Source organism: Kitasatospora sp. NPDC048540 (genome assembly GCF_040651175.1).
Taxonomy (GTDB): Bacteria; Actinomycetota; Actinomycetes; order Streptomycetales; family Streptomycetaceae; genus Kitasatospora.
In genome coordinates this window covers 1-11,141 of sequence record NZ_JBEZIR010000014.1, presented here as the reverse complement: position 1 = coordinate 11,141, position 11,141 = coordinate 1, and the positions used below count along the sequence as shown (strand labels likewise).

10 protein-coding genes are annotated in these 11,141 nt (G+C 72.0%); all 10 read left to right on the top strand.

The window, feature by feature from the left end:
• Complete coding sequence (gene carB / locus AB0D08_RS08390; RefSeq protein WP_359887053.1) at positions 1-3,309, top strand: carbamoyl-phosphate synthase large subunit; 3,309 nt, start codon at positions 1-3, stop codon at positions 3,307-3,309.
• A gap of 70 nt (positions 3,310-3,379) precedes the next feature.
• The gene (locus tag AB0D08_RS08385; RefSeq protein WP_033819206.1) at positions 3,380-4,483 is read left to right on the top strand and encodes a quinone-dependent dihydroorotate dehydrogenase; all 1,104 of its coding nucleotides are present in this window, start codon (positions 3,380-3,382) and stop codon (positions 4,481-4,483) included.
• Positions 4,484-4,590: 107 nt separating this feature from the next.
• Positions 4,591-5,448 carry a dihydroorotate oxidase gene (locus AB0D08_RS08380; protein ID WP_033819205.1) on the top strand — a complete coding sequence of 286 codons (858 nt, stop codon included), beginning with the start codon at positions 4,591-4,593 and terminating at the stop codon, positions 5,446-5,448.
• A complete protein-coding gene (locus tag AB0D08_RS08375) occupies positions 5,445-6,419 on the top strand; it encodes a dihydroorotate dehydrogenase (RefSeq protein ID WP_033819204.1) in 975 nt (324 codons plus the stop codon). The genes AB0D08_RS08380 and AB0D08_RS08375 overlap by 4 nt, the downstream gene beginning before the upstream one ends.
• A complete protein-coding gene (gene pyrF / locus AB0D08_RS08370; protein ID WP_033819203.1) occupies positions 6,416-7,252 on the top strand; it encodes an orotidine-5'-phosphate decarboxylase in 837 nt (278 codons plus the stop codon). The genes AB0D08_RS08375 and pyrF overlap by 4 nt, the downstream gene beginning before the upstream one ends.
• Positions 7,253-7,498: 246 nt before the next feature.
• Entirely contained in the window at positions 7,499-7,825 is a 327-nt protein-coding gene (mihF, locus tag AB0D08_RS08365; RefSeq protein WP_033819202.1) for an integration host factor, actinobacterial type, read from the top strand.
• A 60-nt stretch (positions 7,826-7,885) separates the two neighbouring features.
• Complete coding sequence (gmk, locus tag AB0D08_RS08360; protein ID WP_063794310.1) at positions 7,886-8,443, top strand: guanylate kinase; 558 nt, start codon at positions 7,886-7,888, stop codon at positions 8,441-8,443.
• A gap of 58 nt (positions 8,444-8,501) precedes the next feature.
• Positions 8,502-8,768, top strand: a complete 267-nt coding sequence (gene rpoZ, locus AB0D08_RS08355) for a DNA-directed RNA polymerase subunit omega (protein WP_033819200.1) — start codon at positions 8,502-8,504, stop codon at positions 8,766-8,768.
• A 148-nt stretch (positions 8,769-8,916) separates the two neighbouring features.
• A complete protein-coding gene (gene coaBC, locus AB0D08_RS08350; protein ID WP_359887046.1) occupies positions 8,917-10,155 on the top strand; it encodes a bifunctional phosphopantothenoylcysteine decarboxylase/phosphopantothenate--cysteine ligase CoaBC in 1,239 nt (412 codons plus the stop codon).
• Between the two features lie 156 nt (positions 10,156-10,311).
• Positions 10,312-11,141: methionine adenosyltransferase (gene metK, locus AB0D08_RS08345; RefSeq protein WP_359887043.1), on the top strand; the 830-nt coding region annotated here is incomplete at its 3' end.

Sequence of the window (11,141 nt, the reverse complement as noted above, 5' to 3'; positions counted from 1 at the left end):
GTGCCGAAGCGCACCGACATCAAGTCCGTCCTGGTCATCGGGTCCGGCCCGATCGTCATCGGCCAGGCGGCGGAGTTCGACTACTCCGGCACCCAGGCCTGCCGGGTGCTCAAGGCCGAGGGCCTGCGGGTGATCCTGGTCAACTCCAACCCGGCCACCATCATGACCGACCCGGAGATCGCCGACGCCACCTACGTCGAGCCGATCACCCCGGACTTCGTCGAGAAGATCATCGCCAAGGAGCGCCCCGACGCGCTGCTGCCGACGCTGGGCGGCCAGACCGCGCTCAACACCGCGATCTCGCTGCACCAGGCGGGCACCCTCGACAAGTACAACGTCGAGCTGATCGGCGCCGACGTCGAGGCGATCAACAAGGGCGAGGACCGCGAGCTGTTCAAGGGCGTGGTCGAGGCCGTCAACGCCAAGATCGGCCACGGTGAGTCCGCCCGCTCGGTGATCTGCCACTCGATGGAGGACGTCCTCGCCGGCGTCGACACCCTCGGCGGCTACCCGGTCGTGGTCCGCCCCTCGTTCACCATGGGCGGCGCCGGCTCCGGCTTCGCGCACAACGAGGAGGACCTGCGCCGGATCGCCGGCCAGGGCCTGACCCTCTCGCCGACCACCGAGGTGCTCCTGGAGGAGTCCATCCTCGGCTGGAAGGAGTACGAGCTGGAGCTGATGCGCGACAAGCACGACAACGTCGTGGTGGTCTGCTCCATCGAGAACTTCGACCCGATGGGCGTGCACACCGGTGACTCGATCACCGTCGCCCCGGCGATGACGCTGACCGACCGCGAGTACCAGATCCTGCGCGACATCGGCATCGCGGTGATCCGCGAGGTGGGCGTCGACACCGGCGGCTGCAACATCCAGTTCGCGGTCAACCCCGAGGACGGCCGGGTCATCGTCATCGAGATGAACCCGCGGGTCTCGCGCTCCTCCGCGCTCGCCTCCAAGGCCACCGGCTTCCCGATCGCCAAGATCGCCGCCAAGCTGGCCGTCGGCTACACGCTCGACGAGATCCCCAACGACATCACCGAGCAGACCCCGGCCTCCTTCGAGCCGACCCTCGACTACGTCGTGGTCAAGGTCCCGCGGTTCGCGTTCGAGAAGTTCCCGAGCGCCGACGCCACGCTGACCACCACCATGAAGTCGGTCGGCGAGGCCATGGCGATGGGCCGCAACTTCACCGAGGCGCTGCAGAAGGCGCTGCGCTCGCTGGAGAAGAAGGGCTCGCAGTTCAGCTGGACCGGCGAGCCGGGCGACAAGGCCGAACTGCTGGTCGAGGCCCAGGTCCCGACCGACGGCCGGATCAACACCGTGATGCAGGCCATCCGGGCCGGCGCCACCCAGGAGGAGGTGTTCGACGCCACCCGGATCGACCCGTGGTTCGTCGACCAGCTCTTCCTGCTCGACGAGATCGCCGCCGAACTCGCCGAGTCCGACAAGCTCCACCCCGAGCTGCTGCGCCACGCCAAGCGGCACGGCTTCTCCGACCAGCAGATCGGCGAGATCCGCGGCCTGAAGCCGGACGTGGTCCGCGAGGTGCGGCACGCGCTCGGCATCCGTCCGGTCTTCAAGACCGTGGACACCTGCGCCGCCGAGTTCGCCGCCAGGACCCCGTACTTCTACTCGTCCTACGACGAGGAGAGCGAGGTCGCCGCCCGCACCAAGCCCGCCGTGATCATCCTGGGCTCCGGCCCGAACCGGATCGGCCAGGGCATCGAGTTCGACTACTCCTGCGTGCACGCCTCCTTCGCGCTGGCCGAGGCCGGGTACGAGACCGTCATGGTCAACTGCAACCCGGAGACCGTCTCCACCGACTACGACACCTCCGACCGGCTCTACTTCGAGCCGCTCACCCTGGAGGACGTGCTGGAGATCGTCCACGCCGAGCGGCAGGCCGGACCGCTGGCGGGCGTCATCGTCCAGCTCGGCGGCCAGACCCCGCTGGGCCTGGCCCAGGCACTCAAGGACAACGGCGTGCCGATCGTCGGCACCCAGCCCGAGGCGATCGACCTCGCCGAGGAACGCGGCGCCTTCGGCCGCGTGCTGCGCGACGCCGGCCTGCCGGCCCCCAAGCACGGCACCGCGTTCTCCTTCGAGGAGGCCAAGGCGATCGCCGACGAGATCGGCTACCCCGTGCTCGCCCGCCCGTCCTACGTGCTCGGCGGCCGCGGCATGGAGATCGTCTACGACGAGGCCTCGCTCGCCTCCTACCTGGAGCGCCACGCCGGCCTGATCTCCGAGCACCCGGTGCTGATCGACCGCTTCCTCGACGACGCGGTGGAGATCGACGTCGACGCGCTCTACGACGGCACCGAGCTCTACCTCGGCGGCGTCATGGAGCACATCGAGGAGGCCGGCATCCACTCCGGCGACTCCGCCTGCGCGCTGCCCCCGATCACCCTCGGCGGCTACGACATCAAGCGGCTGCGGACCTCCACCGAGGCCATCGCGCGCGGCGTCGGGGTGCGCGGCCTGATCAACATCCAGTTCGCGCTCTCCGGCGACATCCTCTACGTCCTGGAGGCCAACCCGCGCGCCTCCCGGACCGTGCCGTTCACCTCCAAGGCGACCGCCGTGCCGCTCGCCAAGGCCGCCGCCCGGATCTCGCTCGGCGCCACCATCGCCGAGCTGCGCGCCGAGGGCCTGCTCCCGGCCGAGGGCGACGGCGGCACCCTGCCCGCCGACTGCCCGATCTCGGTCAAGGAGGCCGTGATGCCGTGGAGCCGCTTCCGCGACATCCACGGCCGCGGCGTGGACACCGTGCTCGGCCCGGAGATGCGCTCCACCGGCGAGGTCATGGGCATCGACAAGGTGTTCGGCACCTCGTACGCCAAGGCGCAGGCCGGCGCGTACGGCGCGCTGCCCACCAAGGGCAAGGTCTTCGTCTCGGTCGCCAACCGCGACAAGCGCAACCTGGTCTTCCCGGCCCGCGCCTTGGTCGAGCTCGGCTTCGAGGTGCTCGCCACCGCCGGCACCGCCGAGGTGCTCCAGCGCGGCGGCATCCCGTCCACCATCGTGCGCAAGCACAGCGAGGGCGAGAGCGAGACCGGCGAGCGGACCATCGTCCAGCTGATCCACGACGGCGAGGTCGACCTCATCATCAACACGCCGTACGGCACCGGCGGCCGCCTGGACGGCTACGAGATCCGCACCGCCGCCGTCTCCCGCGGCGTGCCCTGCCTGACCACCGTGCAGGCGATGGGCGCCGCCGTCCAGGGCATCGACGCGCTGACCCGCGGCGAGGTCGGGGTGATGTCGCTGCAGGAGCACGCGGCGCTGATCAACGCCGGCCGCAAGTAGCACGACCCTAGTGGGGGGCACCGGGACCGGGTGCCCCCCACTTCCCATGTCCGTTCAGGAAGGCCTGCCCGTGTACAAGACCCTGTTCAACCTCGTCTTCCGCAAGATGGACCCGGAGAAGGCCCACCACCTCGCCTTCTTCTGGATCCGGCTGGCCGCCTCGGTCCCGGGTCTGCGGCAGCTGGTCCGGCTGGTGCTGGCCCCCCGCCACGCCTCGCTGCGCACCACCGCGCTCGGCCTGGACCTGCCCGGCCCGTTCGGCCTCGGCGCCGGCTTCGACAAGGACGGCATCGGCATCGACGGCCTGTCGATGCTGGGCTTCGACTTTGTCGAGATCGGCACCGTCACCGGCGAGCCGCAGCCCGGCAACCCGGCGCCCCGGCTGTTCCGCCTGGTCGAGGACCGGGCGCTGATCAACCGGATGGGCTTCAACAACCAGGGCTCCGCCCGGGTCGCCGCCCGCCTCGCCGCGCGCCCGCACACCACCTCCACCCCGGTGATCGGCGTCAACATCGGCAAGACCAAGGTGGTCGAGGAGGCCGACGCCACCGCCGACTACCTGAAGTCCACCGAGCGGCTCGCCCCGTACGCCGACTACCTGGTGGTCAACGTCAGCTCCCCGAACACCCCCGGGCTGCGCAACCTGCAGGCCGTCCAGGTGCTCGGCCCGCTGCTGTGGGACGTCCGCAAGGCCGCCGACGCCGCCACCGCGCACCACGTCCCGCTGCTCGTCAAGATCGCGCCCGACCTGGCCGACGAGGACATCGACGAGATCGCCGACATGGCTCTGCACCTGGGCCTCGACGGCATCATCGCCACCAACACCACGATCGGCCGCGACGGCCTGCGCGAGAGCGCCGACCGGATCGAGGAGATCGGCATGGGCGGCCTGTCCGGCGCCCCGCTGAAGGCCCGCTCGCTGGAGGTGCTGCAGCGCCTGCGGGCGCGCACCGAGGGCCGGCTGGTGCTGATCTCGGTCGGCGGCATCGAGACCGCGGAGGACGCCTGGCAGCGGATCCTGCACGGCGCCGACCTGGTCCAGGGCTACAGCGCCTTCATCTACCAGGGGCCGTTCTGGATGCGGCGGATGCACCGCGGCCTGGCCGACCGGCTGCGGGTGAGCGGCTACCGCACCATCGCCGAGGCGGTCGGCACCGCCAAGCCGGACGCCTGAGCGGGGCGCGGCGCACGGGCGTGCGGGCGTCCGGGCGAAGTGACAGTGTCCGGACGGGTTTGGGAGAGTTCACACCGTCACAACGGCCGGCCGAGAGGTGGAGCGAGATGGCCAACCCCGTCCAGAGCGATGCCGAGGTGCTCGCCAGCACCGCCGAGGGGACGTACCGCCGCCTGGTGCTCCGGGCGCCCGAGGCGGCCCCCCGGGTCGCACCCGGCCACTTCGCCACCCTCGCGGTGGGCGGCCCCGGGTCCTCGCTGCTGCTCCGGCGGGCCTTCCACATCGACCGCGCCGACCCGGCCGCCGGGACCATCGAGCTGGTGCTCGCCGACCACGGGGCCGGCACCCGCGAACTGCGCCGCGCCCGGGCCGGCGACCGGCTCGCCCTGATCGCCCCGCTCGGCACCCCCTTCCCGCTGCCCGAGGGCCCGGTCAGCGCCCTGCTGGTGGCCGAGGAGTACGGCGCCGCGGCGCTGCTCACCCTCGCCGAGGAGATCCGCCGGGCCGGCGGCCAGGTCGGCTTCATCCTGGGCGCCGCCGGCGCCGACCGGCTGTACGGCGTGGAGCGGGCCAGGGCCCTGACCCAGGACGTCCTGGTGGTCACCGCGGACGGCTCGGCCGGCCTGCCCGGCCGGGTCACCGGACCGCTCGCCCAGGCCATCGCTGCCATCGACGCCCGGGTGGTGTACACCGCGGGTCCGGCCGCGCCGGCCGCCGAAACGGCCCGGATCGCCCAGGAGCTCGGGGTGCGCTGCTGGACGGCGGTCGAGACCCCGATGGCCTGCGGCACCGGGATCTGCATGGGCTGCGTACTGCCGGTGGTCGGCGCCGACGGCGTCAGCCGCTTCACCCGCTGCTGCACCGACGGACCGGTGTTCGACGGCGCCCGGGTGCGCTGGTCGGAGCTCGGCTCGGTACCGCCGGACCTGGAAGGCGCACCCGCGGCGGAGGTGGCGGCCCGGTGAACCCCGAGGACGTCGACCTCACCGTCCCGTTCGGCCCGCACACCCTGCCGAACCCGCTGACCACCGCCTCCGGCTGCGCCGGGTACGGGCGGGAGCTGGCCAGGTTCGTCCCGCTGGACGAGCTGGGCTCCGTCACCACCAAGACCATCACCGCCCGGCCCCGGGCCGGCGCCGCCACCCCGCGGACCGCCGAGACCCCCTCCGGGCTGCTCAACGCGATCGGACTGCAGGGCGCCGGCATCGACGTCTTCGTCCGCACCGAGCTGCCGTGGCTGGCCGAACGCGGCGCCCGGGTCCTGGTGTCGATCGCGGGGGAGCGGCTGGAGGAGTACGCGGAGGTGGCCGCCCGGCTCAACGGCCGCCCCGGCGTGATCGGCATCGAGGTCAACCTCTGCTGCCCGAACGCCGCCGCCCGCGGCCCGGTGTTCGCCGGGAACCCCGCCACCTCGTACGACGTGGTCCGCGCGGTGCGCCAGGTGGCCGACGCGGACCTGCCGGTGTACGCCAAGCTCTCGCCTGACGTCACCTCGATCACCGAGATCGCCGCCGCCTGCGTGCAGGCCGGCGCCGACGGCCTCTCGATGATCAACACCACCCAGGGCCTGGCCATCGACCTGGACACGCTGCGCCCCGCCCTGGCGAGCGGCGCCGGCGGCCTGTCCGGGCCCGCGGTACGCCCGATCGCGGTGCGCTGCGTCCACCAGGTCCACGCCGCCATGCTGGCCGGCCGCATGCCGCAGGTGCCGATCATCGGCATGGGCGGCCTGCGCAGCGGCCGGGACGCCCTGGAGTTCGCGCTGGCCGGCGCGGACGGTGTCGCGGTCGGCACCACGCTGTTCCACGACCCCGCCGCCCCGCTGCGCATCCTCGACGAGCTGCGCGCCGAGCTGGCGGCCCGCGGTTTCGCCAAGTTCACCGACGTGGTGGGCCTCGCCCACCGGACCACCCCCCGACCGGAAGGATCCCCGTGACCCTCGCCCCCTTCGGCGCCCGCCTCCGTACGGCCCTCGACACCCGCGGCCAGCTGTGCGTGGGCATCGACCCGCACTCCGCCCTGCTGACGGCCTGGGGCCTGGCCGACGACGTGGCGGGCCTGGAGACCTTCTCCCGCACCGTGGTCGAGGCGCTGGCCGACCGGGTCGCCGTGCTCAAGCCGCAGGCCGCGTTCTTCGAGCGGTTCGGCAGCCGCGGCATCGCGGTGCTGGAGCGCACGGTGGCCGAGGCCCGCGCGGCCGGTGCGCTGGTGGTGATGGACGCCAAGCGCGGCGACATCGGCTCCACCATGGCCGCGTACGCCGAGACCTTCCTGGCCGCGGGCAGCCCGCTGTTCTCCGACGCGCTGACGGTCAGCCCCTACCTGGGCTTCGGCTCGCTGCAGCCCGCCGTGGACCTGGCCCGGGCCAACGGCGCCGGGCTCTTCGCGCTCGCGCTCACCTCCAACCCGGAGGGGGCCGAGGTGCAGCGGGCGCTCGGCGCCGACGGCGTCAGCGTCGCCCAGGGCGTGCTGAACCGGCTGGCGGCCGAGAACGCCGGCGCAGAGCCGCTCGGCTCCTTCGGCGCGGTGGTCGGCGCGACCCTCGCCGAGGCCGGCGCGGACCTCGCGATCAACGGCCCGCTGCTGGCCCCCGGGGTGGGCGCGCAGGGCGCCACCGCCAAGGACCTGCCGCGGGTCTTCGGGGCCGAGGTCGGCAACGTGGTGCCCAGCGTGAGCCGTGACGTGCTGAAGCACGGACCGTCGGTGACGGCGCTGCGGGAGGCCGCCGCGCGCTTCGTCGAGGATGTGAGCGCAGTCACAAACGCCTGAGAATACCGGCCGCAACGCGGTGGATTTGCCCGGAAAGTCCTGGGTCGGCCCTGGCTGACCAGGACTTTTCGTGTTCTTTTCCTGACGTGGAAGCCCAAGTTGGGTAGTGTCCGGCGGTAGGTCGTCGAACGGCGGCGGATTTCCGCCGCTCTCGCAGGTCAGAGCCCCTAACCAGGGGTCTGCCTCCGGTGGCCGGGCACCACCAGTCATAGCTCCTCCCTTCCATTCACACCTGAGGTGAACGGCGTGGCTCTTCCGCCCCTTACTCCTGAACAGCGCGCCGCCGCGCTGGCCAAGGCCGCCGAGGCTCGTCGGAAGCGTGCCGACGTCAAGAACCGGCTCAAGCACTCCGGCGCCTCGCTGCACGACGTCATCAAGGCGGGCAAGGCCGATGACGAGGTCATCGGCAAGATGAAGGTCTCCGCCCTGCTGGAGAGCCTGCCGGGCGTCGGCAAGGTGCGCGCCAAGCAGATCATGGAGCGTCTCGGCATCTCCGAGAGCCGCCGTGTCCGTGGTCTCGGCACCAACCAGATCGCCTCCCTGGAGCGGGAGTTCGGCGGCGCGGCGTCCTGACCGGACCCCGAGTCGTACCCCGTGGTCCCCGGATCGTCCGCGATCCGGGATAATCGGTGCATGAGTGAGCGTCCGCGGCTGACCGTGCTCTCCGGCCCTTCGGGGGTCGGCAAGAGCACGGTCGTCGCTCATATGAGGAAGCAGCACCCCGAGGTCTGGCTCTCGGTGTCGGCGACGACCCGCCACCCGAGGCCCGGCGAGAAGGACGGGGTCCAGTACCACTTCGTCGACAACGACGAGTTCGACAAGCTGGTCGCCAACGGCGAACTGCTGGAGTGGGCCGTGTTCGCGGGCAACCGCTACGGCACCCCCCGGCAGGCCGTGCTGCAGAAGCTCGAACGCGGCGAGCCGGTGCTGCTGGAGATCGACCTCCAGGGCGCCCGCCAGGTCCGCGAGTCGATGCCCGAGGCGCAGCTGGTCTTCCTGGCCCCGCCGAGCTGGGACGAGCTGGTCCGCCGGCTCACCGGCCGGGGCACCGAGCCGCAGCACGTGATCGACCAGCGGCTGGACGCCGCCAAGGTGGAGCTGGCCGCGGAGCCGGAGTTCGACACGACGCTGGTCAACACCTCCGTCGAGCAGGTCGCCTCCGAGCTGCTAGCCTTGCTCGGTGTAGTCTGACCGGATCGGTTCGTACAACCGGTCCTTGTCAGAGATATCCACTTCGGAAGGTTCTAGCGTGTCCTCTTCGATGACCGCGCCTGAGGGCATCATCAACCCGCCGATCGATGAGCTGCTCGAGGCCACCGACTCCAAGTACAGCCTGGTGATCTACGCGGCCAAGCGCGCGCGCCAGATCAACGCCTACTACTCGCAGCTCGGCGAGGGCCTGCTGGAGTACGTCGGCCCGCTGGTCGACACCCACGTGCACGAGAAGCCGCTGTCGATCGCGCTCCGCGAGATCAACGCCGGCCTGCTGACCGCCGAGGCGATCGAGGCGGCCTGAGCTCCGGCACCCCTTCGGTGAGGGCCCGTCCCGCCGGTCGAAAGACCTGGTGGGGCGGGCCCTTCCGTGTGCTCCGGGCCACGTCGCGCCCGGCGTCTGAAGGGTCGTAAGGTGAACGTCGACCCGACCCGGAGGAGATGCAGCACCCATGAACGCGAGCCCGGAGCAGCCCCACGCCCCGCGCGTGGTCCTCGGCGTCAGCGGCGGCATCGCCGCGTACAAGGCCTGTGAGCTGCTGCGACGGCTCACCGAGTCGGGGCACCGGGTGACCGTGGTACCGACCGCGGCCGCGCTGCACTTCGTCGGCGAGGCCACCTGGGCCGCGCTGTCGGGCCGCCCGGCTGCCACCGAGACCTGGGCCAGCGTCCACGAGGTGCCGCACGTGCGGATCGGCCAGCAGGCCGACCTGGTGGTGGTGGCCCCGGCCACCGCCGACCTGATGGCCAAGGCCGCCCACGGCCTCGCCGACGACCTGCTGACCAACACCCTGCTCACCGCCCGCTGTCCGGTGGTCTTCGCCCCGGCCATGCACACCGAGATGTGGGAGCACCCCGCCACCCAGGAGAACGTCGCCACGCTGCGCCGCCGGGGAGCGATCGTGCTGGAGCCCGCGGTGGGCCGGCTCACCGGCGTGGACACCGGCAAGGGCCGGCTGCCCGAGCCGTCCGCGATCTTCGAGGCCTGCCGCCGGGTGCTGGCCCGGGGGACCCAGGAGCGCGACCTGGCCGGCCGCCACGTGGTGGTCTCGGCCGGCGGCACCCGGGAGCCGCTGGACCCGGTGCGCTTCCTGGGCAACCGCTCCTCCGGCAAGCAGGGCTACGCGCTGGCCGCCACCGCCGCGGCCCGCGGCGCCCGGGTCACCCTGCTGTCGGCCAACGCCGAGCTGCCGGACCCGGCCGGCGTTGACCTGGTGCGGGTGTCCACCGCGCTGCAACTGCGCGAGGCGGCGCTGAAGGCGGTGGTGGACGCCGACGTGGTGGTGATGGCGGCGGCGGTGGCCGACTTCCGGCCTGCCGAGTACGCCACCGGGAAGATCAAGAAGGTGGACGGCGTCGAGCCGGCCCCGGTCGCGCTGGTCCGCAACCCCGACATCCTGGCCGAGCTGTCCGCACACCGGGCCCGCCCCGGCCAGCTGGTGGTCGGCTTCGCCGCCGAGACCGACGACGTGCTCGCCCACGGCCGCGCCAAGCTCGCCCGCAAGGGCTGCGACCTGCTGGTGGTGAACGAGGTCGGCGACGGCCTGGCCTTCGGGCTGGACACCAACGCCGCCGTCGTGCTGGCCGCCGACGGGGCCGAGGTGCCGGTCCCGCACGGCCCCAAGGAGGCGCTCGCGGACACCGTCTGGGACCAGGTCGTCACCCGGTTGCGAGCTGCCGACGCGCTGTGATCCGCACTGCTTGTACGCCCGATTGCGCGGGCAGGTGGCCCGTCCGAGGGGCCTGACCGTTACACTCCAGGAATCAAGTCTTTCCGGATGACCATGGCCGGTGCGCACCGCGTCGTGGTCGTTCAGTCAGCAGCCGCTGCAACCCCAGGGAGCGCTGTGTCTCGCCGCCTGTTCACCTCGGAGTCGGTCACCGAGGGACACCCCGACAAGATCGCTGACCAGATCAGCGACACCATCCTGGACGCCCTCCTCAAGGAGGACCCCACCTCGCGCGTCGCCGTGGAGACGCTGATCACCACCGGCCTGGTGCACATCGCCGGCGAGGTCACCACCAAGGCGTACGTCCCGATCGCGCAGCTGGTCCGGGAGAAGATCCTGGAGATCGGCTACGACAGCTCCAAGAAGGGCTTCGACGGCGCGTCCTGCGGCGTCTCGGTCTCGATCGGCTCGCAGTCGCCCGACATCGCGCAGGGCGTGGACACGGCGTACGAGGCCCGGGTCGAGGGCGATGACGACCACCTGGACAAGCAGGGTGCGGGCGACCAGGGCCTGATGTTCGGCTACGCGTGCGACGACACGCCGGAGCTGATGCCGCTGCCGATCACGCTGGCGCACCGGCTGTCGCGCCGGCTGTCGGAGGTCCGCAAGAACGGGACGATCCCGTACCTGCGACCGGACGGCAAGACGCAGGTCACCATCGAGTACGACGGTGACAAGGCGGTCCGCCTCGACACGGTGGTGGTGTCCTCGCAGCACGCGAGCGACATCGACCTGGAGTCGCTGCTGACGCCGGACATCCGGGAGTTCGTGGTCGAGCCGGAGCTCAAGCGGCTGGCGGACGACGGGATCAAGCTGGTGACCGACGGGTACCGGCTGCTGGTGAACCCGACCGGCCGGTTCGAGATCGGTGGTCCGATGGGTGACGCGGGCCTGACCGGCCGCAAGATCATCATCGACACGTACGGCGGGATGGCCCGCCACGGTGG

Bases quoted from the DNA above. Each gene is read 5' to 3' on its own strand.
- AB0D08_RS08380 (WP_033819205.1), top strand. From the start codon at position 4,591: ATGGCCAACCCCGTCCAGAGCGATGCCGAGGTGCTCGCCAGCACCGCC.
- gmk (WP_063794310.1), top strand. From the start codon at position 7,886: ATGAGTGAGCGTCCGCGGCTGACCGTGCTCTCCGGCCCTTCGGGGGTC.
- coaBC (WP_359887046.1), top strand. From the start codon at position 8,917: ATGAACGCGAGCCCGGAGCAGCCCCACGCCCCGCGCGTGGTCCTCGGC.